This window comes from Mesoplasma corruscae (assembly GCF_002930145.1).
GTDB classification, from domain to species: domain Bacteria; phylum Bacillota_I; class Bacilli_A; order Mycoplasmatales; family Mycoplasmataceae; genus Entomoplasma; species Entomoplasma ellychniae.
The window spans coordinates 475,077-501,506 of record NZ_PHNF01000001.1 but is presented as its reverse complement, the minus strand read 5'-3'; the positions used below and the strand labels follow the sequence as shown (position 1 = coordinate 501,506).

Annotated in this window: 26 protein-coding genes, 1 tRNA gene and 1 riboswitch; of the genes, 1 reads left to right on the top strand and 26 read right to left on the bottom strand. The window is 26.9% G+C overall.

Features of this window, described 5'->3' with window-relative positions; genetic code table 4:
• Both MCORR_RS02330 and ptsP read right to left on the bottom strand, forming a co-directional pair.
• The gene (locus MCORR_RS02330; protein ID WP_104207978.1) at positions 1-357 is read right to left on the bottom strand and encodes a SemiSWEET family sugar transporter; all 357 of its coding nucleotides are present in this window, start codon (positions 355-357) and stop codon (positions 1-3) included.
• A 2-nt stretch (positions 358-359) separates the two neighbouring features.
• A complete protein-coding gene (ptsP, locus tag MCORR_RS02325) occupies positions 360-2,081 on the bottom strand; it encodes a phosphoenolpyruvate--protein phosphotransferase (protein ID WP_104207977.1) in 1,722 nt (573 codons plus the stop codon).
• Positions 2,082-2,208: 127 nt separating this feature from the next.
• On the opposite strand from ptsP, the gene MCORR_RS02320 reads away from it, so the two are divergent.
• Positions 2,209-2,910 carry a type III pantothenate kinase gene (locus MCORR_RS02320; protein WP_104207976.1) on the top strand — a complete coding sequence of 234 codons (702 nt, stop codon included), beginning with the start codon at positions 2,209-2,211 and terminating at the stop codon, positions 2,908-2,910.
• Positions 2,911-3,092: 182 nt separating this feature from the next.
• Here the strand turns inward: MCORR_RS02320 and MCORR_RS02315 are convergent, their stop codons facing one another.
• From MCORR_RS02315 to MCORR_RS02200, 24 genes are all read right to left on the bottom strand, one after another.
• On the bottom strand, positions 3,093-4,574 hold the full coding sequence (locus tag MCORR_RS02315) for an NCS2 family permease (RefSeq protein ID WP_104207975.1): 1,482 nt from the start codon (positions 4,572-4,574) through the stop codon (positions 3,093-3,095).
• A gap of 292 nt (positions 4,575-4,866) precedes the next feature.
• Complete coding sequence (gene nadE, locus MCORR_RS02310; protein WP_104207974.1) at positions 4,867-5,598, bottom strand: NAD(+) synthase; 732 nt, start codon at positions 5,596-5,598, stop codon at positions 4,867-4,869.
• A gap of 36 nt (positions 5,599-5,634) precedes the next feature.
• Entirely contained in the window at positions 5,635-6,933 is a 1,299-nt protein-coding gene (obgE, locus tag MCORR_RS02305) for a GTPase ObgE (RefSeq protein ID WP_104207973.1), read from the bottom strand.
• Between the two features lie 11 nt (positions 6,934-6,944).
• Complete coding sequence (locus MCORR_RS02300; protein ID WP_104207972.1) at positions 6,945-7,247, bottom strand: hypothetical protein; 303 nt, start codon at positions 7,245-7,247, stop codon at positions 6,945-6,947.
• Complete coding sequence (locus MCORR_RS02295) at positions 7,240-7,974, bottom strand: hypothetical protein (RefSeq protein WP_104207971.1); 735 nt, start codon at positions 7,972-7,974, stop codon at positions 7,240-7,242. The genes MCORR_RS02300 and MCORR_RS02295 overlap by 8 nt, the downstream gene beginning before the upstream one ends.
• Before the next feature lie 53 nt (positions 7,975-8,027).
• A tRNA-Arg gene (locus MCORR_RS02290) sits at positions 8,028-8,104 on the bottom strand.
• A 70-nt stretch (positions 8,105-8,174) separates the two neighbouring features.
• Entirely contained in the window at positions 8,175-8,468 is a 294-nt protein-coding gene (locus MCORR_RS02285; RefSeq protein WP_104207970.1) for a hypothetical protein, read from the bottom strand.
• A 22-nt stretch (positions 8,469-8,490) separates the two neighbouring features.
• Entirely contained in the window at positions 8,491-10,656 is a 2,166-nt protein-coding gene (gene nrdE / locus MCORR_RS02280) for a class 1b ribonucleoside-diphosphate reductase subunit alpha (protein ID WP_104207969.1), read from the bottom strand.
• Positions 10,657-10,658: 2 nt separating this feature from the next.
• Positions 10,659-11,114 (bottom strand): class Ib ribonucleoside-diphosphate reductase assembly flavoprotein NrdI, encoded by a 456-nt coding sequence (gene nrdI, locus MCORR_RS02275; protein ID WP_104207968.1) that lies wholly within the window; start codon positions 11,112-11,114, stop codon positions 10,659-10,661.
• 2 nt (positions 11,115-11,116) lie between these two features.
• Positions 11,117-12,139: a class 1b ribonucleoside-diphosphate reductase subunit beta gene (gene nrdF / locus MCORR_RS02270; protein ID WP_104207967.1), complete on the bottom strand. Its 1,023-nt coding sequence runs from the start codon at positions 12,137-12,139 to the stop codon at positions 11,117-11,119.
• Positions 12,140-12,264: 125 nt separating this feature from the next.
• Positions 12,265-12,328: riboswitch (nucleoside riboswitch) on the bottom strand.
• Positions 12,329-12,415: 87 nt separating this feature from the next.
• Positions 12,416-13,993, bottom strand: coding sequence for a hypothetical protein (locus MCORR_RS02265; protein WP_104207966.1), 1,578 nt, complete (start codon positions 13,991-13,993; stop codon positions 12,416-12,418).
• 14 nt (positions 13,994-14,007) lie between these two features.
• A complete protein-coding gene (gene trmFO / locus MCORR_RS02260; RefSeq protein ID WP_104207965.1) occupies positions 14,008-15,357 on the bottom strand; it encodes a methylenetetrahydrofolate--tRNA-(uracil(54)-C(5))-methyltransferase (FADH(2)-oxidizing) TrmFO in 1,350 nt (449 codons plus the stop codon).
• A 1-nt stretch (position 15,358) separates the two neighbouring features.
• On the bottom strand, positions 15,359-17,263 hold the full coding sequence (locus tag MCORR_RS02255) for an ABC transporter ATP-binding protein (protein ID WP_104207964.1): 1,905 nt from the start codon (positions 17,261-17,263) through the stop codon (positions 15,359-15,361).
• Entirely contained in the window at positions 17,256-19,202 is a 1,947-nt protein-coding gene (locus tag MCORR_RS02250; RefSeq protein ID WP_104207963.1) for an ABC transporter ATP-binding protein, read from the bottom strand. The genes MCORR_RS02255 and MCORR_RS02250 overlap by 8 nt, the downstream gene beginning before the upstream one ends.
• 114 nt (positions 19,203-19,316) lie before the next feature.
• A complete protein-coding gene (locus tag MCORR_RS02245) occupies positions 19,317-20,051 on the bottom strand; it encodes a DNA-processing protein DprA (RefSeq protein WP_104207962.1) in 735 nt (244 codons plus the stop codon).
• 1 nt (position 20,052) lies between these two features.
• On the bottom strand, positions 20,053-20,358 hold the full coding sequence (locus tag MCORR_RS02240; RefSeq protein WP_104207961.1) for a single-stranded DNA-binding protein: 306 nt from the start codon (positions 20,356-20,358) through the stop codon (positions 20,053-20,055).
• Positions 20,359-20,411: 53 nt separating this feature from the next.
• The gene (rnhB, locus tag MCORR_RS02235) at positions 20,412-21,038 is read right to left on the bottom strand and encodes a ribonuclease HII (protein ID WP_104207960.1); all 627 of its coding nucleotides are present in this window, start codon (positions 21,036-21,038) and stop codon (positions 20,412-20,414) included.
• On the bottom strand, positions 21,032-21,979 hold the full coding sequence (ylqF, locus tag MCORR_RS02230; RefSeq protein WP_104207959.1) for a ribosome biogenesis GTPase YlqF: 948 nt from the start codon (positions 21,977-21,979) through the stop codon (positions 21,032-21,034). The genes rnhB and ylqF overlap by 7 nt, the downstream gene beginning before the upstream one ends.
• A gap of 41 nt (positions 21,980-22,020) precedes the next feature.
• Positions 22,021-23,340, bottom strand: coding sequence for an ATP-binding cassette domain-containing protein (locus MCORR_RS02225; protein ID WP_104207958.1), 1,320 nt, complete (start codon positions 23,338-23,340; stop codon positions 22,021-22,023).
• A gap of 588 nt (positions 23,341-23,928) precedes the next feature.
• A complete protein-coding gene (rplS, locus tag MCORR_RS02220; protein ID WP_104205757.1) occupies positions 23,929-24,315 on the bottom strand; it encodes a 50S ribosomal protein L19 in 387 nt (128 codons plus the stop codon).
• Positions 24,316-24,328: 13 nt separating this feature from the next.
• Entirely contained in the window at positions 24,329-25,045 is a 717-nt protein-coding gene (gene trmD / locus MCORR_RS02215) for a tRNA (guanosine(37)-N1)-methyltransferase TrmD (RefSeq protein WP_104207957.1), read from the bottom strand.
• Positions 25,045-25,539, bottom strand: a complete 495-nt coding sequence (locus MCORR_RS02210) for a ribosome maturation factor RimM (protein WP_104205759.1) — start codon at positions 25,537-25,539, stop codon at positions 25,045-25,047. Before MCORR_RS02210 ends, trmD begins: the two co-directional genes overlap by 1 nt.
• Positions 25,540-25,552: 13 nt before the next feature.
• A complete protein-coding gene (rpsP, locus tag MCORR_RS02205) occupies positions 25,553-25,825 on the bottom strand; it encodes a 30S ribosomal protein S16 (protein WP_104205760.1) in 273 nt (90 codons plus the stop codon).
• 119 nt (positions 25,826-25,944) lie between these two features.
• On the bottom strand, positions 25,945-26,397 hold the full coding sequence (locus MCORR_RS02200; RefSeq protein WP_104207956.1) for a hypothetical protein: 453 nt from the start codon (positions 26,395-26,397) through the stop codon (positions 25,945-25,947).
• Between the last annotated feature and the right edge of the window lie 33 nt (positions 26,398-26,430).

The following is a 26,430-nucleotide window of genomic DNA, read 5'->3' as shown; positions in this document are numbered from 1 at the left end:
TTATTTTTCTCCTTTGTTGTTTTTAACTAAATTAATTTTCCCCATATACCCCATATATATTAGTTTTAATATAATTAGTATCAAAGAACAAATTAATTGAGCCGCATTTGAAATTATAACTGGTAAAGCTAATAATCACCCGCTTGAAATCCCTGATAAAATTCCATAAGTAAGTCATATTAAAGTACCAAACAAAATAATTAATGTCATGACCATTGAAACATCTTTTATGCTTTTTGTTTTAATAACTTTATATACTTGTGGTATTAAAAAAACAGACGCCAATACTGAACCTATATACCCAAATATTGCTGCAGTCGCTTTTATGTTATCTATGTTTTCAGTTAAAAAAATCATTGTTATATACCTTCGATAAAGTTATCAACCAATTTAATAACTTCATCAGTGTCTTGACACTCTAAAGCTTTAATTGATAGTTCTTTAGCTTCTTTCATTGTAATTTTGCTCATTAAACATCTTGCTTGTAAAATTGAACTTGCACTCATTGAAAATGCATCTAATCCTAAACCCACTAAAATTGGCAATGCTTGAATATCCCCAGCCATTTCTCCACACATACCTACTCACTTATTATTTTTATGAGCACCTTCAATAGTTAATGATATTAGTTTTAAGATCGCCGGGTTCAAAGGTTGATATAAGTATGAAACATTTTCGCTCATACGGTCAGCTGCCATTGAGTATTGAATTAAGTCATTAGTTCCTATAGAAAAGAAATCAGCATGTTTACTAAATTTATCTGCATTAACTGCAGCTGCTGGTATTTCTACCATCATTCCTACTAGAACATTTTCATCATATTTAATACCCTCAGATTTTAATTCAAGCTTACACTCTTCAACAACCGCTTTTGCTCTTAAAAATTCATCAACAGTTGCTATCATTGGGAACATAATACCTAATTCACCATGTGCACTAGCTCTTAATAAAGCTCTTAATTGATCTTTAAAAATGTCTTTTCTGTCTAAAGTAAATCTAATCGCTCTATACCCTAAAAATGGGTTTATTTCATGAGGGAATTCAAAGTATGATAATTTTTTATCACCACCAATATCCAATGTTCGAATAACTACAATTTTTCCTTCCATAGCATCAACAACTTTTTTATATGATTCATATTGTTCATCTTCTGTTGGGAAATGATCATTATCCATGTATAAAAATTCAGATCTAAATAATCCTATTCCTTCTCCACCATTTTCAATAACAGAATTAACATCAATAGGAGAACCAATATTTGCTTCAATTAGTTTTTTAATTCCATCTTTAGTTTTTGAAGCTTCATTTTTAAACTTTAATAATTCAGCTTTTTCTTTAATAAAGTTATCAGAAGCTGTTTGATAATTTTTGATATCTTCATCAGTTAACTCTATTTCAACAATCCCTGATTTACCATCTAATGATATTAGTTCATTAGTTTTAACATCATTTGTAATAGTTTTTAATCCTAAAACTGCAGGTATTTCTAAGCTTCTAGCCATAATTGCAGCATGAGAAGTTCTTCCTCCAATATTGGTTGCAAAACCTTTAACAAATTTTTTATTCAATTGTGCAGTTTGAGAAGGTGTTAAATCTTCTGCAACAATAATTACTTCATCACTGATTGTTGATAAATCAACTATTTTAATATTTAAAATATGTTTAATAATTCTATTGGCAACATCTTTGATGTCAGCACTTCTTTCTTTGAAGTACTCATCATCCATTGAAGCAAACATTTCATAATAATTATTAGTGATTTTATCAGCAGCAAAGTCAGCAGATACTTTATCATTTGTAATTAAACTTACCATTTCATCTTTCATAGCAGGGTCAGCAGCTATTTGTTTATGAGCATCAAAAATAGCTGCTTTTTCTTCTCCTAATTTATCAAGTGTTGAAACTCTTAATTTTTCTAAATCATCAACTGATGCTAAAATAGCTTTTTCTAATTTATTTATTTCACTTGTAATATCATTAATTTTAGTTTTTGATATTTTAATTTCTTCTTCATTTAAAACAAGTGCTTTAGCAACAGCTATGCCTTCGCTTGCCCCAATTCCTTTTAATTTTTTACCCATAATTTCTCCATCATTTAATTTTTTTTAATTCTTTTAATATTATAATACTTTTGTAGAAATTTTTTTAAATTCTATGCTAATAAGGTAGAAAAAATTATTATAATTATATTAATGAAGTGAGGTATTTATGATTAAACTTTTAATTGATGTTGGAAATACCACAACACATTGTAAATGATATGATAGCCAAAATAATTCTTTTATTAAAGAAACAATATTTATGACTAAAAATGTTTTACAAGATGAAACTAAAGTTGTTTTTGAATCTCACTATGATCAATTAGTTTATTCTTCAGTTGTAAAAAAAATAGAAGAAAAAATAAAGCAAAAAGAAAACAAAGCTTATTCTATTTTTGATTTTAAAAAAATCAATCAAAATGATTTTGTCTATCCAATAGATCAATTAGGACAAGATTTTATTGCTAATTTTTACGGATGAAAAACCTCTAATGGAATTATTGTAAGTTTGGGAACGGCTACCACTTTTATGATAATTAAAGACTCTAAAATGATTGGAGCTATCATTTCCCCAGGCATTGAATCTAGTTTTAAAGGTTTAATTGATAGTGCTGATGCTTTAGAATTCAACTTCTATCAAGAAGTAAAATGAGAAACTAATACTAAAAATTTGTGAACTAAACAAGCTATAAATAAAGGAGTTGTTAATGGTCATTGATATATGATTAAAGGTTTAATTGAAGAAATTAAAAAGGAACACAATATTAAAGATGTTATTTTAACTGGTGGATATGCTGATTTATTAATTCAAAATAAATACAATGTAAATAAAAATTTAATTTTTGAAGGAATTATAAACATATCGAGCTAAAAAGGATACTTGGATAAAGATCACAAAATTTTTATTTATTAATATTGAGAATGCTATATGCGAACACTCTAAAGCTTAAGATTTAAGTGAAGAACTTGTATTTCAAGAATGCTCGTGGTTAAGCAAGTTCACTCAGCAATAAAAAAGCCTTTTTATAATTGCTTTTTATTTACTATTTGTCATTAATTTATTTGTATAAAGGCAAGACCTATAAAATAAATTATAAAAGCAACGTCAAGAACTCAAACAGTTATAGAAACTTCTTTAGTTCTACCTGTTGATATCAATCCAACAGTATAGAATATAAAAGCAAAAGCAACTCCATTTGCAATATTAAATGTTGTTATCATAAATAATATTCCAAATACACCTGCAAGCGCAAACTCGGGTTTTTCTCATTCAATTTCTCTAATTGAATTAATCATCAATACACCTATAAATGCTGCTGCAGCCCCAGTTACACATGATGGCACCATTTTAAAAATTGGATAAAGAGGAATAGCTATTAAAAACAGTAATGCTGTAATTATATTAGCAAAACCTGATTTAGCTCCTTGTGAAACACCAACAGCACTTTCAATAAAAGATGCTACATGTGAAGTCCCAATTCCTCCACCAACAACTCCTGAAGCTGCATCTAAAATAAGAGCAGAATTAGGGATTTTATATTCTTTGTTATTAATTACTTCTACTTGTTTTGCAATTGTTGTAATAGTAGCTGTTGCATCAAAAAAGTTTAACATAGCTAATATAACTATAGATAAGTAAAATGTTGGATTACTTCAAATTTCATTATTTCCCATTTGGTTATATGCATTTTTGATATTTGACCCAAAACCATTGAATAAGGCAATGAAATCTCATTTTAAATTTTTAATATTAGCAGAACCAAACGATTTTTCAAAAGCTTCACTTTTTAAAGTTGAGCCTAATATAACAGATAAAACTAACCCACACAACATCATTATGGCAATTGGAGCTATATTACCTTTTTTATATAAAATAATTGATCCAATTAAAACAATTAATCCTATAATCATAGCTGGATAATAAGTTAATATATGGCCCATCTCAGCTACTGGTAATCCGCCTTCAACTTTAAAAAACCCCATACTGTTAAAACCAACATAAGCAATAAAGAATCCAACACCAACACCAATTATTAATTTAAGTGATTCTGGCATACACCCCACTATTATTCTTCTAACAGGTGTGATTGCAATTAAAGTAAAAAATGCAGATGATAACATAACACATAGCATAGCTCCTTCAAATCCTAAACCAGCTCCTGCAACATTGTATGTAAACATTGCATTTAGTCCCATGCTTGGCGCTAAAGCTATTGGGGCTCTTGATCATAGTGCTTGAGTCATAGTGGCTAAAAAAACTACTAAAGCTGTTGCTAAAAATATACCATCAAAATTCATATTAGATTTACCTTCTATTATTGAAGGTGAACTTTTTAAAATGTTTGGTTCAACTGATAAAATATAAACCATTGCTAAAAATGTACTAACACCACCAATAATTTCTTTTTTAAAAGTGGTTTGAAGATCATTAAACTTAAAAAATCTGGCAATAGGATTATTAGAAATTTTTGTTTCTTCTTTTTGAGCTTTCGATTTTACTTCAAATTCTATTTCTTGGTCTAATGAATTATTCATTATTCTCTCCTTTTTGTTTTTATAAAGTTATAGATTAATTAAAAAAAATCTTTAATTTCAAAAATTAAGTTAATTTTTAGTACAAATTTATAACTTTTAGTAATTAACAAAATTTGAAGATTTAATAGATCTTAATAAGTTATAACAGTACTTATAGAGGTTAAATAGGTTTAACCGTAGAAACACCAACCCTTTATGTTGGTTTATACAAATAATGTTAACTACATATCATTTATTATAAATAAATAAAATAAAAAAACAACCTAAGTTTTGCAAACTCAAATTGTTAACTTTACCTTTTAAATTCCAAAGGAGCAACAGCACCTTTTCTTTTATGATCACTTATTTTGTGTAAATGATCAATCTTTGTTTTTACTTCTGGATTAACTTCTAATCCAATTAAATAATCATCTAATATATCATATGAAAAACCAAGCTCACTTTCGTCAGTTTGACCTTCTCACAAACTTGCTGTTGGGGGTCTTTTAATAATTGAATCAGGAACGTTCAATATTTTAGCTGCTTCTCTAACTTCTCTTTTTAGTAAGTGTACTAATGGAACCATATCAACCCCACCATCACCAAACTTAGTAAAATATCCAATATGTCATTCATCTTTATTATCAGTTCCTAAAACTAAATAGTTATTAGTTTGAGCTACTGTATACAATGTTGTCATTCTTAATCTTGCTTTTGCATTTGCTTTAGCTAATTTATGATTTAGGGTATTTGAAGCATCAATTGCACCACAAAAGGTGAAATAAGTTGGTTTTAAATCAACATCAATTGATTTTAAATCACATTGTTCTATTAACTCTTGTTTACATTTAAAATCTTCATCACTTGACTCTATTGGCATTCAAACTGTTTGATAGTTATTTGGAAATGCTTTTTTAGCCAAACATGCAACAACTGCAGAATCAATTCCACCGCTAATTCCAACAACAACACCGTCCAGTTTTGCTTTTTTAACTTCTTGTTGAATTCATTCAACTAAGTAATCTAAATATTTATTTAAACTCATACACACTTTTTTCCTTTGTAATTTATAATACTACTTTTAATCCATTCATTCAAGTTCATAGTCAAATACTTTAACAATATCTTTTCCTTGAACTCCACGCTCACGTAACATATTGTAAACACCTGTTTTTTTTAACTTTTCATTAAATAGCAACAAGTTGTCATCAGTTGATATTGGGAATTTTTGAAATATCTTATATATAGTATCACCTTTAACTTCTCATCTTCCATTGCCTTTATTAACGATTTCGATATCTTCTGGATCTTCTTCAAGTTTATAAACCTTAACACCGTCATATATATCCTTTTCCACTTCTCATAATGGAATGTATTTTGCTGTTTTTAATTCTTCTGCAATCATTATTAGTAACTCTTGGGTATTTTCTTTTTTAATACCTGCTGTGAAAACTACTTTTTTATCTTTGAAAAATTCTTTTATTGAGTTATCCTTAGCATTAATTTTTGCTTCGTCAGTATCCATTTTATTAAGAACAATAATTTCTGGCCTTTTATCTAATTTATAATTATATTGTTTTAGTTCATTTCTAATTAATTCATAATTTTTGATTATGTCTTCTTGGCCATAATTTCCGCTCATATCAATTATGTGACAAATAACCCTACATCTTTCAATATGTTTTAAGAATTGATGACCAAGTCCTTTCCCAAGACTAGCACCATCAATTAAACCTGGAAGATCAGCTACTATAAATGATTCACCATTTACAGCTTTAGCTACACCTAATTGCGGATTTAATGTTGTAAAAGCATAATCAGCTACTTCTGGTTTAGAATTTGATATTGCTCTTAGCATTGTTGATTTACCAGCATTTGGCAATCCAACAAAACCAACATCAGCTAAAACTTTAAGTTCTGCTTTTATATAGAAATGTTCTCCTGGTTCTCCAGCTTCAAATATTGTTGGGGCTTTGTTTCTAGAATTTGCAAATCTTGCATTTCCTTTTCCACCTTTACCCCCCTTGGCAACAAGAACTTGTTTTTTTTCTTCGTCTAAATCAGCTAATATTTCACCTGTTTTTTCATTAATTAAAAGTGTCCCAATTGGAACTCTAATAATAGTGTCTTTACCTTGCGCACCATGCATATTTTTGATATCACCCTTTTCACCATCTTTTGCAACAATCATTTTTTGCAATTTTAGGTCAAGTAATGAGTGTTTACCACCATCAGCTAAAAATAAAACAGAACCACCGTTTCCACCATCTCCACCATTAGGGCCACCATTAGCGACATAAAGTTCATGACGAAAACTGACAGCGCCATTACCACCATCTCCTGCTTTTATTTTAAATTTGGCTGTATCAATAAATTTCATAGTAACCCTTTCTAGATCATTTCATTTCAACAAGTTTCACAAATAAATGTTGGTTTTTGAAATTCAAAATTTTTGTCTTCAAACGCTTGTCACTCTTTAATTTGTTGATTAAATAATTTTTCTGTTTCTTGTTCATTTAAATCTTTGTTTTGTTCTTTTAAAAGTTTTCCAAAAGCAATTGGATGATTTTTAAGTACTTGAAATATTGCATCATCATAACACAATGAACATCCAATTCCAAAGACCTGAATCATTACATCATTATAATCATCAAAAACTTCATAATTATTTTTATCAAAAATAAATTTAGACATTTCTCTTCAACTCCATTAAAATTTCTTGGCATACTTCTTCATTATAATTAAACCATTTTTTAACATAGCTAATTTGTTTTGCGCCTTCAAGCATCTCAATAGACAATAAGATTAAAGCTGCAGCTTTTTCATTAGCGTTTTCACGTTTAAAAATTGGAAAATTATTTAAGTAATAGTTTATATTTAAAAATTTAGCATCATGTGCTATACCTGGATTTTCATTTTCAACTGAATCATAAATTAATTTATCTATTTCATTAATAAACTCGAAGTCTTTTTCAAACTCAACTTTACTTGGGTTTATAATAATTTTTTCTTGATTAAATATAAATTCAAAATCTTGATTTAGTTCTTGAAGTTTTAAATTGTAGATAATTAAAGTTTTTATTGGATTTTCTAATTCAGTTAAATTTAATATTTCTTTAATTTCTTTTAAGTATTCTCTTAAATTTATTTTAGATAAGAAATTGGTTGCAATAATTTGTTGCTCTTTATCTGAAGAACTCAACAATTCAAACAAGTATTTAGGATCAATACTTTGACTTTTTTCTGTTTTTAAATTAATTGCAGAATGGACTTCTTTTTTTAAATTAATTAATTGAATTTCTATATCATTTGGGATATATGGCATAGAAAGTTCTACATTGATTTTTAATAGTGCTTCAGATTCTTTTTTTTCTTGAATAAGTTTTTCTATCTCAGCAATAATTTCGTTATAATAACTCATTTGGCACCTCTTTAATAAAAAATCATGCACTGCATGATTTGAGTAATTTCTAGTGGTACCCACGAGAAGGCTCGAACTTCCGACCTCACGCTTAGAAGGCGCGTGCTCTATCCTACTGAGCTACATGGGCATAAAAAATAGTCACTATATTAATATAACATTTTTTTGTTAAAAATGTCAATCATGTGACTTTATTATTTCTATTGTTTATCTTTGACTGATTCTTTTTCCTTAACTTCATTTTCGTCATTTAAAACTTCTGCTAGTAAAAGCAATATTCCAGAGATAACATTTGCAAATATTAAAGTACAAATTGAAAATACTATAAATGATTTTTCTTCGCCTTTTTCTAATTGCTTAATAATTCTATTGTTAACTACAGTCATTGGTATCATTCAAAACAATGGAATTATAAGTCATCCTATTAATATTGTAGTTATTATCATAAATACAAAAGATATTTTTGCTAATAAAATTCTATCTTGATTTTTCATTTTTTCGTTTCCTATCTTTTAGTTATATTGTACATGAATCACATTCATAATTTTCGGTATAATCTAAAACATCTTGTCTGATACGAATATAGTAAATTGAAGCACATTTTTTCTTAAACGCATAAATATAAGCCTTATTTAAATCACGTGTTGTAACCTGATCAGTCATAAATAATGTTAATGATATAGCTTGATCAACATGTTGTTGTGCAGCAGCTACAATATCAATAATTGGGTAAGGACCCATTTCATATGCACCAATTGCATAATATGACATATTTTCTTGATTAATTTTGTAAGCAGGCACATAAACTCTTCCTAGTTTTCCTTCTTTTCTAACTTCAACAGCAGAAACAATCGGTTGTAAACTTGGAGTACATGATGATAAGTAACTAATTGATCCAGTGGGAGCAACAGCCATTAAATGTGAATTAGCCATTCCATCCTTTTTAATTAACTCAACTAATTGTTTTCAATCTTGTTGAGTAGGGATTTTTACATTATATTGTGCAAACAGTTCTTTAACTTTTTCAGTCTCTGGTGTTCACTTATCATTTGCACATTTTGTATATTTATCAAAATATGCACCAGTTGCAAATGTAGTTTTTTCAAAATCAACAAATGTCCCAAATTCTAATGCTAACTCATGAGAAGTTTTAAAAGCATGATAAGCCATTGCATAAAAGAACATATTTGTAAAATCAACAGCTTCTGGTGAATTGTATCAAACAAAATTTGTTGCTAAAAATCCATGAAGATTCATTGCCCCTAAACCAACAGCATGATTTTTTTTGTTACCTTGTTCAACTGATGGTGCACTTGATAAATCACTCGTTCTTGAAACAAGATCTAATGCTTTAACAGAGCTATTAATAACTTCACCAAAATCTTCTCCAGCTTCCATAACTTTTGCTATATTTAAACTACCTAAATTACAACAAATGTCGTCTCCTTTTGAAACATATGATAGATCATCATTATATGTTGATGGTGTGCTTACTTGTGCTATTTCACTACATAAGTTACTCATAACAATTCTTCCAATTGCAGCATGTGCGTTATTATTATTTACAGTGTCGTCAAATAGTATGTAAGGATAACCACTTTCAAAATGTAATTCAGCAATAGTTAAAAATAATTTTCTTGCGCTAATAAAAGTTTTTTTAATATTGTCATTTTTTAGCATATTGTTATATTCTTTAGTAACTGAAATATCTGAAAATGCTTTACCATAAACTTTTTCAACATCATAAGGACTAAATAATGCCATTTCTTCATTTTTTTGAGCAAGCTCAAAAGTTATGTCAGGAATTACTAAACCTAAAGATAGTGATTTAATCCTAATTTTTTCATCAGCATTTTCTCTTTTAGTATCTAAAAAAGTTAATACATCAGGGTGATGAGCATTAATGTAAACAGCTCCTGCACCTTGTCTTTGACCTAATTGATTAGCGTATGAAAATGAATCTTCTAAAATTTTCATAATTGGCACAACACCTGTTGCTTGGTTTTCGATTTTTTTAATTGGTGCTCCTAATTCTCTAACATTTGTTAGACACAAAGCAACACCCCCGCCTCTTTTTGATAATTGTAAAGAAGTTGTTACTGCTCTACAAATTGATTCCATATTATCTTCTACTCTTAATAAATAACATGAAACATATTCTCCTCTTTGTTTTTTACCAGCATTTAAATATGTAGGTGTAGCTGGTTGAAAACGCCCTAAAACTAATTGTTTTAAAGTTTTTTTAGCTAATGCAAAATTACCATTTGCTAAAAATAAAGCATTCATTAAAGATCTATCTTCAATATTTTCTAAATATTGATTTCCATCAAAAGTTTTTAGAGCATAAGAATTATAAAACTTCAAAGCACCCATAAAACTTGTATATTCTCTTTTATATCCATATGCTTGATCTGTTAACTCTTCAATTTGTTCAATTGTGTACTTATTTATTATTTCAGCATCATAGTAATCGTTTTTAATCAAATATTCAATTCTTTCTTTTACTGAACTAAATTTCATTAGTCTTGGCTCAACATGATGTTTTAAATAAGATTTTGCAGCGTCTATATCAAAAGCATAATTATCAACTGTTGTATCCATTAATCTTGTTCTAGCATTTAAAGAAATGTATTCATCTGATTCGCTTGTACCTGTTAACGTGTTTATTTTTTTTTCTTCCATTTTTATTTTCCTCAAAATCTTTCTAGTATTTCTTGTATTTGTTTAATTTCATCAAAAGTACCTAATAATTCAAACTGAAATAATAAAGGAACTTGTAATTTTTTAGATAATATTGGTCCAGCAATTGCAAAAGAATCACCAAAATTTGTATTCCCTGATGCAATAACTCCTCTACAATATTTTCTGTTATCAGGGTCATTTAAAAATTGAATGACTTGTTTGGGTACTGCACCACTTGCAGCATCATCACCCCCACTATAAGTTGGGGTGATTAAAACATAATCACTATTCACACTTATTTTTTCTTCTAATTCGTAAGGAATTCTTGAATTTAAAAAGTTAAGCTTTTGAATAAATCTATGAGTGTTATTTGACTTTGATGAAAAGTAAACAACATGTATTTCCCCTATGGGTTTAACTACATCTTTGTCTGTAACTTTAATAACATCTAAGTGCATAATTAAAATTCTCAGTCTTCATCTTCTGTTTCTTCAGAAACTCCCATAACATATGAAGAACCATTTCCAGAAAAGAAATCATGATTTTCATCTGCTCTTGCAGATAATTGATTAAATATTTCAGGTTCAATTTTAGTTTCTTCTAATGTAAAAGGAGATTCATAACCTAAGTTTTGTAAAAACTTACCAGCATTATAAACACTAAATCTAATTGCGTCTTCTGCTATTCCAAAACCATCATATAATTCATATAAATACGCTTTTTCTAAATCTATTAGTTCATAAAGTAAATCAAATACAAATGTTTTCATTTCTTCTTGTTTTTCTTTAGAAAGTTTAGCCACTTTTTGTTGATACTTATATCCACTATAATAATTATGAATAACTTTATCTCGTAGTATAAGTCTAATAATATCTGATGTATTTGGCATCTTAGCTCTTGCAGATAAATAGAAGGGTAAATAAAAACCACCATATAAAAGAAAACCTGGCATTAAAGCTGCAGCGACTTTTGACTTTAATGGGTCATCATTTAAGTAATAAGGTATTAATACTTTTGCTCTATTTTGTAAAGATTCACAATTAATAACTCATTCATGTGCTTCTTCTATTTGTTCTGATGAACATAATGTTGAAAATATTGAACCATATGATCTAGCATGAACTGCAACCATAAAAGCAAAGTTAGCATAAACTACTTGTTCATGATCTGTTAATGAATTAGGAATTTGTGCTGTGTCTCCAATTGTTGCTTGAATAGTATCTAACAAGGTTAAGCCTGTATAAGTTCTTGTTACTAATTCTTGTCATTTTGCATCCATTGTTCTTCATGAAGTTAAGTCATTTGAAACTGGAACTTTTTCAGGTAATCAAAAGTTCTGAGTTGCTCTGTTTCATATTTCCAAGTCTTTTTCATCATTGATAACATTTCAATTAACAGAACGCAATTTTCCGTTAAACTTATTATAAGCAAATTCTAATGGAGATAATGAATCCTGATAATATTGATTTTTTATTTTTGACATATATTTATTTTTCCCTTCTTACAAATTTATTTTAATGCTATGTAGAAACTCATTGTAAGAAAAAAACTTTTTAAACACCAACTTTTGGCATAAAAAAAGAAACTTTCAATAAGAAATTTTAGATGCCTTATAGTCCCGGAATTGGTTCTGGGGCGGGGTCAATAACCCGTTATGTTATCCTGTATAAGTTTCTTCATATATTAAGTTGTATCTTTATCATAATGAAGTTTTTTTAAAAAAACCACACATTATTTAAAAAAAATATTTTTTTTAAAATTAACTAAAATTTTGAAGTTTATTAATTACACCCAAAGTGTCTAAAACTAAGTTTTTGTTTTTTAATTTTTTGTATTGTATTAATAATTTTACAACTTTTGACTCTAATTGTTCAATGTCTTTTGATTGAAAAAGATTCATATTTTTTTTATATGGACCAAATGACAACAAATAGTAAATTATTATTTCTGAAATAGAGTAATTAAAAGCTTTAGGAGCTTTGTAATCAATGCATATAAGTAAAGTAATGGTTCTAAGCATGATTGTAATTTGAAGCGCTCTATCAGCTAATTCTTCAAATCTTTGAGATTTTTGAACAGCTTTTTCAAAATATTTATAATCGAGATTTATTTCTGAAAATGTTAAAGGTTTTATTAAAACCTTATATTTATTTTTGTTAAATTCAAACATTTTTAAGGTTTCAACTAGACCTACATACTTGAAATTTATCATTTCAGTTGATATGATTTCATTTTTTGACTTATTTTTCATAATGAAATCTATGTAATCAAAAATATATCTAACTCTTCATATAAACTCTGCTAACTTATCTTCTTTATATTTAAGTTTTTTGTAATCTTTGAATTTTGAAATATGAAATAAAGTTCATTTAAAATTGTAATCTTTATAATTAATTGGGAATAAAGCTTGTCAATTTACATTTTCTTCTTTTTTAAAAATTAAAGATCTTTCTTCTTTTGATATTGGTAAAAATAACTTCAAATAATTTTCTAGTTTTTCATAAACTTCATCACCGTCACCTATAAAAGAAATATTGTGAATTTCTTCTTTTAAAAAAATTGTAGTTAGTCTTGACAAATCATGAATTAATTTAAATCTTTTATTAACATCATGTAATTCTCATTTATCCCTTGAAAAATTTATTAAAAATAAATTTCAATCCTCATCATTTTTAATGTTAATCAACTGCGGTAATATTCATTTTTTTTCTTCTTGAGATAAACTTCTCCCACTTTTAAAAGCAAATGCTAAATTTTCTTTACTAAATATTTTCTTAATTTTATTAATCATGTTTTTTGTGTCAAAAATATCAATCATTACGCAAGTTGTTAAAAAAGGGTAAACAACAGAGTGGTAATTTATGTTATTTTCTTTTTTGAAATTTAAGTCGTATTGAAACCTTAAAGACAAAGAGGTTAGAGAAGAAAAAAGTCAATAGTAGTTATTAATGTAATTTTCATTCTTTTCAATCCAAGACGTTTTGTTTATGTGTACAAGTATCAACTTTGTAGTTATTTCTTTAATAAGTTGTATATCTTTTTCGTCTTTTGTATTAAACTTAGATAATTTTATATTGCTATTATTTTTTTGTTGAAATAAATTTTCATAGTTAACTGTTAAGTAATCAGCAAATTGGTTGTAGTCTTCTGGATTTATAGTTAAAATAGGTTCATTTTTTCATAACTTATATTGAAAAATAGCAAAATATGCTATTTCATAAACTTCATTTATTTTTTGCTTATTATCAGTAGTTAATTTTCTTAATGAAAAAGATGAGTCTTTTTTTAAATACTCATCAAAGTATGCTCAAAACACTGTATCTAAACGACTTTGCATAGTTCTCCTTTGATTTATATTTTGTACTCTTTTATAAACTCTTTAATTTCATTTATGGCTTTTTCAGATCTCATAAGAGATTTAGTTTTTTGAATTTCTTGTTTAGTAATTTTATTAATTGGTTTTGAATACGTTACATCTTCTACAATTCCTCAATTTGCCTTCATTGGTTGAAAGTTTGTTTGCGAAGCATTATGAATATAGTTTAATAGTGCACCTGTTACTGAGGAAGATTGTGGGTTAATTAAAGTCTTATTATTTATCATTTTAAAAACATGCAACGATGCTATTAAACCAGTTACACAAGATTCAACATAACCTTCTACGCCAATTATTTGTCCTGCAAAAAATATCTTATTATTAGATTTTAATTGTAAAAAATTATTTAATAATTTAGGTGTATTAATAAAATTATTTTTATGCATAACACCATATCTTATAAAATTAGCTTTTTCTAATCCTGGTATTAATGAAAAAATTCTTTTTTGTTCACCTCATTTTAAGTTAGTTTGAAATCCAGCAATATTATAAAGCTCATCATTTGCGTCATCTTGTCTTAATTGAACTACAGCATGATTTCTAGTTCCATCGGGTTTATTTAAACCTTTTGGTTTCATTGGACCAAATACTAATGTTTGAATCCCTCTTTTAGCAATAGCTTCAACAGGCATACACCCTTCAAAATACTTTAATTCTGCTTCTCCTGGTAAATGACCAATAGCAACTTCTCCATTAATAAGTTCTTTATAAAATAAATTATATTCATCTTCGTTCATTGGGCAATTAATATAATCTTTTGTTTCACCTTTATCATACCTATTTTTTGTATATGCAATGTCCATATTAATAGATTTCTTTGTTATTATCGGTGCCACAGCATCATAAAAATAAAAGTCGTCGCTTCCCATAAGTTTAATCAATTCTTCTTGCAATGATTCAGTAGTTAAAGGTCCTGAACAAATTATGGTAATTTCATCTTTTGGTATATTGATGAATTCTTGATTTATGATCTCAATAAATTCATTTTTTTCAAGCTCTTTGGTTACAAGCTGCGAAAAAATTTTTCTATCAACAGCCAAACTCCCCCCAGCTGGCACACTTGCCTTTTCCGCTAGACTTAATATAAAAGAATCTAATAATCTCATTTCTTCTTTTAAAGTTCCAACTGCATTAGTTAACTCATTACTTCTAAGCGAATTTGAACAAACTAGCTCAGCAAAACTATCAAGTTTTTGAACAGGATTTTTTTTGACTCTTTTAACTTCGTAAAGTTTAACCTTAATTTTTCTTTTGGATAATTGGTAGGCAGCTTCACAACCAGCCATGCCAGCTCCAATTATGTTGACGTGTTTTATATTACTCATTTTAACCCATCAAACCAGCTTCATAAAGCTTCTTAAATCTTCCAGGTTTTTCAATTAATTCTTCAAAAGTACCTATTTGCAATATTCCTTTACCATTTGCCCCTAATACTATAATTTGATCAACATTTTTAATAGTTGAAAGCCTATGTGCTATGGTTACGCTGGTTCTTCCTTGCATTAATTGATCAAGCTCTTTTTGAATTTCTTTTTCAACAATGTTATCTAATGCTGAAGTTGCTTCATCAAGTATTAATAAATCTGGATTTTTTAAAAAAACTCTTGCAATAACTAGCCTTTGTTTTTGTCCACCAGATAATAAAAAACCTCTTTGACCAAGAATTGTGTCATAACCATCTTTTAGCGAAATAATAAAATCATGTAAATTTGCTTTTTTAGTTGCTCTGATAACTTCTTCATCAGTAGCATCGAATTTTGCATATCTTATATTTTCTCAAAAATCACCAAAAACAATTTGTGGTTCTTGCTCTACATAACCAACTCTACTTAAATAAGATGGTAAATTCATATCATGTAAATCGTGTGATTCAGTTTTTGTTTTACCTTCACCAATATCAAACTTACCTGTTATCATAATTTTACCTTCAGTTGGTTCATAGAATTTTAATAACAATTTTGCTATTGTAGATTTACCAGAACCAGTTTCACCAACAAATGCATACGATTTTCCTTTTTCAAAAGTGATAGAAGTTTTAGGCAAAATTATTTTATCTGGTTTTTTTGGATAAGCAAATTTAATCCCTTCTAAAGTTATTGAATCTATTTTTTTTATTTCAGCTTCTTCATAGTTTGAAAATATTGTAGGCACTGGTTCTGTTAACTCTGAAATTCTTTGAGCTGCATTTTGAGCTCTTGTTGCAGATCTTAAAGTAGGCACAAGCATTCCTACAGCTCCAAGTAAAAATGATAACAAAATATTAATTAAAATAATATCTGTTGAAACTTTAGCAACTTGTGCTTGATTAGCATTTTGCAAAACTATAATAATGGCAACAGCTATAATGTAAATTGATGACATTAATGAAATTGATGTTGATATAAATGAATTTAAAATTGAAGATCATGTTATTGATGGATCTCCGGCTCTGTTATAAATTTCGTTCATATCTTCTATTCTTTTTATTTCATATTTTTCTAAGCCTGAAGATTTAATTAAAGATATATTGGAAACTCTATCAGTCATATCTTCATCAACATCCCTTTTTTTATCAAAAGCTAATATTAATTTTCTTCTTGACTTAATGAATAACATAAATGCTATTCCAATAACTAAAAATAAATATATTCCACTAAATAAAGCCACAGTTACCATGTTAGATAAAAGCATTATTGATATTGCTGTAATACAACCTGTTAAAAAATAAATTATATTGGTAACAAATTGTTGTACACCAAAAGCTAATGATTGAGTATCACCAACTAATCTTGTTAATATATTTCCTGATACTGTTTCAAAAAAGAAGTCTACATCTTGATTAACTAATTTAATTAATATGTTTTGTCTTTCTTGAATTTCTAATTTAAGTGAAAATAAACCAATGGTTCAGTTAACTAGGTATTCAGTTATTAACATTAGAACTAATATCACCAAAGTCAAATAAAATCAAGAAGTTCATTTAATTAATGAAGTATTTCATAATAAAAACTTTATTGTTGGTTCAACATTGTTATTTGAAAGAGCAGTAATCATCATACTAGCTACCAAAGGAAGACAAGCGGCTAAAAATGAACCCATTATGCAACTTAATATAAGAAATGCAAATAAAATCTTATTACTTTTTGCAGTTACACCCACAAGTTTTAAAAATTTACCTAGTTTTTTTCATGAAAATTCTAAAGTCTTATCAAAACCATATTTATTCAATTCTCTCTTTTTTACATTACTCATTAATTTCTACCCCCTTTCGATCTTTTTTAGAATTTCCAGCATCATATAAATTTTTAAAATGCCCATCTATTTTTTTAAGTTCATTGAATGTTCCTCTTTGAACTATTCCTTCTTTAGGAGCTAATACTAAAATTTCATCTACATTCTTAATTGTTGAAAGTCTATGTGCTATAGTAACACTTGTTCGGCCTTTCATCAACTCATTTAACTTTGCTTGAATTTCTTCTTCTACAATATTATCTAATGCTGAGGTTGCTTCATCTAATATTAAAATTTTTGGGTTTTTTAAAAACATTCTAGCAATAACAAGTCTTTGTTTTTGACCACCAGATAACATAAATCCACGCTCACCCAAAATAGTGTCATATCCATCAGGTCAACTCATTATTAAGTCATGAAGTTCTGCTTTTTTACAAGCTTTTATAATATCTTTATTTGTAGCATTAAATCTTCCATATCTTACATTATCATAAACATCACCCAAAAAAATGGCTGGTTCTTGCTCTACATAACCCACAAGATCTAAATATGAAGAAAGCTTAACATCTTTTAAATTTATATCATCATTGATAATAACCATTCCAATTGTAGGATCATAAAATCTTAATAGCAATCTTGCTATTGTTGATTTACCAGAACCAGTTCCGCCAACAAAAGCATATGATTTACCATTTTCAAAAACAAAATCAAATTTTGGTAAAATAAGTTCAGTTGGTTTTTCTGGATATGCAAAAGCTACATCTTTAAAAACAATATTGCCTTTGATGTCAGAAATTATAATTCCTTCTTCATCATCAAAGTGATTATTAAATCTTGGAGTTTGGTTTAAAATCTCACCCACTCTTTTTGAAGCAACGTTAGATTGAGTTAAACCTACAAGTATTCTTAAAAGAGACATCATAGGGCCAATCATTAGTGAAGATGCTGGAACCATACCAACCAAAACACTTATTATTTTCTCAGGGTGATCTCTGTATAAAATAACACAAGCTACAATCATTGATGATTCTATAGCATTAATAGTTATATATAAAAGTGTGATAATTGTTGACTGATAAAAATTTAAGGCTGAACCTTTTTCATAGTAAGCTTTATGTTTTTCAATAAATCTTGCTTCTTCATATCTTGCAGTTCCTGAAGCTTTTATTAATTTAACATTACTTATTCTATCAGTTACATCACCATTAACTTCAGTAACAACTTTTCTTGCTGCATACGCTTTTGGTTTTATTGGAAAAAACAAAATTGCAAAAATGATGCCTAATGATACAAATATCAAAATTAAAATTAAAGTCATTCAAACATCGATAAAAAACATAACAGATATAGCTGCTATTGTTACTAAAATACCATTTAAGAAAGTAACTGGAATAATCCCTGTTTGCTCACCAATGATTTGAGTATCAGAAATTACTTTTGTAAGAATTTCCCCAATTTTTTTGTCAGAATAATAAGACATATCCATTGATATTAATTTTTTATTTAAATCATTTCTTAAATCCACTTCAATTTTTTTACCTAGCATACCTGCTGTTCATTGCGAAACAAACATTGAAAAAGCCATTGCTATAAGCGCAACTATCTGTACAGTTATTACTATTCATAATTTAATTCCTCAATAACCTTCTTCTACAGTTATTGGGATTGAAAGGCTAGATTTTGCAGCTAACAATGTTTGTTGCATAAGAATAGGTGAAGTTGCTGAAGACATAGCAAAAATAATAACAGAAGTTATCAATAAAAATGTTCAGATTTTATTTTTTTTCATGTAGCTTAGTACTAGTTTTGAATATGATAATTCTTTCTTACCTTTTTCACTTTCGAATTCTTCTTCAATGTCTGTTCTTGATAACCATCTTTTTACTCTTGCTTGAGGTGTTGATGATTGTGTTATATGCTCACTATCAAGTCTTTCTTGCTCTTGTTTGTCAATTTCCATAAAAACCTCTTTTCTTGTTTTTTATTCAATATATTTTAACACTTTTTTTACATAAAAATAAACCACAGGCGTGGTTTTTTTAAATTTGATTTAAAATGTCAAATCCTGAATCAATTAAAGACCATTTTGTTTAATTAACCAATTACTTTTTTGTGTTTTGTTGTTTATTGGTTGGGGTATTGCAAATATTTTTTTGTTGTTTGAAATGTTATTTGCTATAAAAGAATTTATAGATTCAAAATTATTTGTTTCTAATACAACAATAGCTTTTGACAAGCCATCTACAATTTTATAATTGCTTGAAATTTCATTGGTGTATATATTAAATAATGAAGAATTTTGATGTTCACTTATGATCAAATAATCTGCTTGGTCTAAATCTTTTTTTATTATTTTTGATTTTGTTAAAAAAGTATTTAGCGGAAGCTGAGTTGTTATGATTATTTTACCATTCATTTCTATAACTTTATCAACTATAATTTCTTGTAATGGTTGATCACCAGAAATTACAATAGTTCTTTTTTCTAAAATAAGATCTGAAATTATTTTTATGACAGCTACTTTGTTGTAACTGTTAACAACTTCTCCACCAATAAAACCAATATTTTGATGATAATTATGTAACAACGAGATACTTCCTTTAAAGTATAAAACAAAACTTGGCTCCTGAACTTGTTTTAGTGAATTTGGATATAAAGGATTAATAATGCTGATAAAGCTGTCACTTATTGTATTTGGTATTTTTATAAGATCCTTTGCTTCTATTTTTTCTTTTTCATCCAAAGCTTTATAAATAAGTTTTCAATTTGCTTGATATTTTAATGAAAAGTATAATAAAACATTATCCATTTTAACTTAAATATAAGACTCTATTTGCATAAATTTCATTAAATATATTTGTGCTGTCTTTTCCCTTTGATGAATGTATTTTTCCCTCAATCCCAATAATTGCTTGATCATGTAAAGAAAACTCATCCTCAATAACTGTAGATCAAGCTTTAACGTTAATTAAGTCGTCTTCTTTATGGTATGTTTTATTTTTTGACTTATTAGGAACTCTAACAATAAACTTATAAAGTTTTGAATTCCCATCTTTTGAAGTATATGCAACTTCAGCATCGCCTTCAATTTGTCCAATAATATTTACTAGATTCATATTCGCCTCTTTTCTTGCAGCTTTTGCTGTCATTTTATTATTAAAGAAAAAAATTATTTTAGAGAACCCAAAATAATTTTTACTGGTTTATAACTTAATCTATGAATTGGTGTAACACCATTTTCAAAAAGTAAATTTTGATGCATTTTAGTACAATACCCTTTATGATTTGCAAAACCGTAATTTGGATATTTTTTATCATAATCAATCATTATTTGATCTCTTGTAACTTTTGCTAATATACTAGCTGCAGCAATACTTTGGCTTTTATCATCACCTTTAATAAAAGGCAAACAAAAATAATTATCTATTTCAACTTTTTCAGCATCAATTAAGCATACGTCAGGCTTTAGACTTAGATTTAATATGCTTTCTTTTATTCCATTAATACTTGCTTTCTTAGGATTGATGTTATCAACAATATCATTTGATATAACTGAAATGTAATAAGAAACAGCATTTTCTTTAATTTCATTAAATAAAAAAAATCTTGATTTTTTGCTAAGTTTTTTTGAATCTTGTATTAACGGATTGGCATAGTCACTTGGTAGTATTACACTAGCAACAACTATAGGACCAGCCATAGCTCCTCTTCCAGCTTCATCACTACCACTAATCAAAGTTGTATGATAAGTTTTTTGAATATCTAAATCAAATTCAATTCTTGATTTGTCTATCATAAATCTGTAATATCCATATGTTTTTTTTCATTATCTGATTTTGCTATTTTTTCAATTTCTTTTGGAACAGCTTCTAAGACTTTTTCAAAAGAAATTCTTCCAAACTTTTGATCAATAACACATTGCAAAAAATGAGAAATAACTCTATTGTAATCTAACAAATCTTCGCTGATATATCATTTTTTTGATTTTCCAATTAATTCAAACAATATTATTGTTTCACTTATTTGAATTGGTCTTTGCAATTTGGGAGATATTTTAAAGTAGGTTTCAATAACATTTTCATATGAATTAAATACATATTGCATTATTTTTCCAGCAACTCTTTCTTGAGGATAGATACCTTGTTTTATAGAATTAATTGCACATATATTAGTAGCCACTTGTTCAGAGTCTAATTTTGCAGGTAAGATACCAGGTGTATCTAAAAGCGAGATAAATTTTGATAAATGAATAATTTGTATTCCTCTTGTCAAACCTGGTTTATTTCCAACTTTAACATTTTTATTCTTAACAATTCTATTAATTAAAGTTGATTTTCCAACATTTGGTATACCAATAACTAAAACATTAATTAAAGAATTTATCATTCCTTTATTTTTATCTTTTAATTGTTTTTCTAAAGTAGCTTTGTTAATTGCGTCGACTAAATCTTTGACAATGTTTTCATTTTTATTATCTAATACTAAAACTTCTCTTTTTTCTTTAGCAAAATATTCTTTTCATTCTTGAGTAACTTTTGGGTCAGCAATGTCTGCTTTTGCCATAATAAATAAAACAGGTTTATTTTTCAAAATTTTTGAAAAAGTTGTATTTCTTGATGAATATGGAGCTCTTGCATCTAAAACTTCAATAACTAAATCAACAACAGGTATTTTTGCTTCTATTGCTTTAAGGGTTTTGTTCATATGACCGGGAAATCAATTAAAATCTACTGCCATGCTTCCCCCTTTATTTCTTTATTTATTATAACAAAATACCATTACTTATCTTTATATAAATCAAGGTTTAAGGTTTTGTTACAAGTGTTTTCGATAAAAACTTGATCATGACTAACAATGATTATTGTTCCTTCATATTTTTTAATAGCAAATTCTAACATTATTATAGAATTTAAGTCTAAATAATTGGTTGGTTCATCAAGAAGCAATATGTTTGTTGGTACACTCAAAATTGCGCTTAAATTTAGTTGAACTTTTTCTCCCTCACTAAGATCTCTAACTTTTTTTAAATACATTAGGTCGGTATATTTAAATTGAGATAAATATCCCCTAATTATTGTTCTTGATTCATAAGATTTTAAATCTATAAAGTCCTTGACAGAAAGATTAAGTAGTTTATGATCCATAACTTGGTGTAAAAACCCTATTTTAATTAATGGGTTATTTAATTGTGATAGTTGACTATAAATTAAATTCATAAGAGTTGTCTTACCAGATCCATTTTGACCAGTTAATGCTATTTTGTCGTGATTATTTATCATAAAATTGTATTTATTAAGGTATAAAATTTCACTTCGTTTTAATCCTTGCTCAAATTCAAAAGATATTTTTTTATTAAGAATATACTTATCATTAACTTTATCTAATTTGCTTAGTTTAGTTTTAAGTGAGCCTAACTTTTTACTCATAGAGCTCTTTCCAGAACCACCTTGCAGTTTTTTTTCAGATGCATTTAATTTTCTAGAACCGTTTTCTTTTTTATGATTATTTATTCTAGTTGTTGTAATATCTTTTTCTAATTGTTTTTTTGTCAATTTATATTTTTCTATATTGATGTTATGTTGTTTTGCTTGATTTTCTTTTTCAAAAATATAACTTTTAAAATTTGTTTTATAATATTTTAATTCATTATCTTCTATCTCTAAAATTTCATTAGCTGTTTTTTGTATAAGTTCTCTGTCGTGAGTTATCAATAAAATAACACCTTTAAAACATTTCATTTTTTTTATTAAAAAATTGAAGTTGTTTCTATCTAAATTAACAGTTGGTTCATCCAAAATTAAAAAGTTTCCATCAGCCATAAAAGCTTCAAGAATTTTAGTTTTGCTATATTCTCCACCACTCATATTATTATTGTTTACAAAGTATTTTTGCTCTATGTAATTAGTTTTAAATGTGTTTGTTAAAACACCTTCAAATTTGTGTTCAAGTTTTGCAACAGCCTTTGCAAAACTTGTTTTACCGACTCCATTATTACCAATAAGTGCAATAATTTGGTTATTATTATTAATTTGCAATTTTTGTATTTTAAACAAAAATTGTTCATTTTGGGATAGTTTAAAATTATTTATTTGAATCATATCGTTATCTCCTTTTTTCAAAAAAGATAATAAATTAAATATTTTTTAGTTTAAACTGATTTATCCATGTCGGTATTCCACCTTTTTATATAGTGTAATTATAAATTTTTATTAAAATATTTACCATATGATACATAAATTTTTATTAAAATATTTACCATATGATACATAAATTTTTATTAAAATATTTACCATATGATACATAAATTTTTATTAAAATATTTACCATATGATACATAAATTTTTATTAAAATATTTACCATATGATACATAAATTTTTATTAAAATGATTTGTATTATAAAGATTTAAAAAAACAAAGAGAAAAATTAAATGAGATGTTATTTAGTTTTTTTATCAATGATTTGAATAATCTTATTAGTTATTACTTTAACAATTATCCAATACAAAATGAAGATTTTGTTTGAGCAATATTACTCTATTCAGTATACAATTAGTTAAATTTTATCTTTATACCATTATTTAATTTAATGTTTTTTACTCAAATTATTTTATCAAGATAGTTGATATTTGGAAATAAGAAAATAAAAAGTTGCACAAGTGTACAACTTTTAAAATGTCTTGGTTTACTATTTTTTTTCTTTTTTAGGTGGTAACACTTCTTTAATTCTTGCAGCTTTACCTGATAAGTTTCTGATGTAGTAAATTCTAGCTCTACGTACACGTCCTTTTTTAAGTACAGTTACACTATCAACAATTGGTGAATGTAATGGGAAAGTTCTTTCCACAAAAACACCATTTGATAATTTTCTAACCACAACTGAATAAGTTATACCTGATCCTTGAGTTTTAATTACTAAACCCTCAAATGTTTGTGTACGAAATTTTTCTCCCTCTTTAATTTTTACATCAATTTTAATTGTATCTCCTGATGTAAAGTCTGGTAAGTCACTTCTAAGTTGATTGTTAACTATGTCATACTTTGATGACATAGTTTTTGTTGCTTTAGATGCCATGTCTTTTTCTCCTTTATTTTTTTAGTTTTTTTAAAAGTTCTAATTGAACTTTATTTAATTTTGATTCATCAATTAAATCTGGTCTTTTATTAAAAGTAGCTATTAATTGTTGTTCTTCTCTTCATTGTTTTATATTTGCATGATGTCCACTCAATAAAACTTCAGGCACGCTGTGACCTCTAAAGTCACGCGGTTGTGTATATACTGGATAATCTAATAAATTGTCTTCAAAACTATCTTGTTGATGAGACTCTTGACTTATTACTCCTGGTAAAACCCTAGTAATTGAGTCAAGCATTATGAGTGCTGGTAGTTCTCCTCCAGTTAAAACATAATCACCAATTGATATTTCAATATCAACATAGTTTAATATTCTTTCATCAAAACCTTCATAATGCCCACAAACAATAATTAAGTGATTTTGTTTGACGGCTATTTCTCTTGCAGAATTTTGATTTCATGTTTTTCCTTGGGGTGAGGTTAAAATAACTAACGAACTTTCAGTTTTAACACTTTCTATTGCTTTAACAACAGGATCACACATTAAAACCATTCCTTTACCCCCACCAAACTGATAATCATCAACTTGATTTTGAGCAAGGTTTGTAAAATTTCTTATATCAACTATTTCTAATTTAATCTTATTTTTTTCTAAAGCCTTTTTAATAATTGACTCTGAAATATAAGATTTAATCATACCTGGAAACAAAGTTAAAATTGAATATCTCATTACATTAAACCTTCAATATCTTTCAAAATAATTTCTAATTTATTATCGTCTTGTCTTTCAATATATTTTTCAACTAATGGTACTCAAAATTCTTTTTCATAAATTTTAATTTTTATTAAGTCATAAACACCATTGAACATATAATCGACAATATATAAAGTTTGATTTTTATAATTTATTTGATAATCAGATAAATTCACCTTTTTTTCAAAAACATTTTTTTCATTATTAAAGTAAACATATTTATTTTTAAAACGTTCTACTTCATTTATATTATTAATACCATCAAGTTTGATAATTAAATGATTTTTTTTATCTCTAAAGTCTATGATGCTAAAAGGTAAAATCTCTTTACTTGTTAATTCTATAAAAATTAGTTTAAAATCATTTCAATTTTTAATTGTTAATTCTGAATTTAAGACAAATTTTAATTCACCTTTTATTCCGAATGTATTAACAATTTTCCCTATGTGCAATAAATTATTTTTATCCATATTTATATGGTAGCTATTTTTTATTATTTGCTAATTTAGCTTCATGTAATGATTTCATTACACCTTGTTTAGATAATAGCTCTCTAACTGTTTCAGTTGGTTGAGCACCATTTTGTAATCATTTTAAAGCTAATTCTTTATTAATTTTAATTTCTGATTTTAATGGATCAAATGTTCCAATTAATTCAATGTATTGACCATTACGGTTAACTCTTGAATCAGCTGCAACAATTCTATAAAAAGGTGATTGTTTTTTTCCAATTCTTTTTAATCTTATTTTTACCATGTATCCTCCTTGTGAATGTATTTTTATAAAACCTTAATTATTTTACTAATAAACAAAAAAGAAGTCAAGTACTTTTACTTAACTCCTCATAAATAAAAAAATATTTTTTATTATATTTATTATACTTTATTAACAGTTTCTTTATTCTTTTCTTGAGATACCATTGAAAACAAAATTCTAAAAATCCAAATAATATTTGCAAATGGAATTAAAAATAAAAATAATCAAATTTGCACTTTTGAGTTTGCAATTATATTTGCTTCAAAAATTTTTATTTTTTTTGATTGTGTGTAACAAAAAACAATATTTAATGCTTTTAAAATGTATAAAATAGTGATAATAATTATATATTGATAAAATAAATAAAATGCCTCATGTTTATATAAAAACAACGCTATTAATCCAATTCAAATCAATAGTCAAAAAGTAATAAAAGCATCTAAAAGCATTACAGATACGAAATAAATTTTGCTTTCTTCAAAATTACGTTTACTTAAAATAAAAGAATTAATTGGAATCAAAACAATAATACTCATCATAATTGGTGCAAAAAATACGACTAATAAAAACATATAATTCCTAGCTTTCTAAATAGCAATTAACTA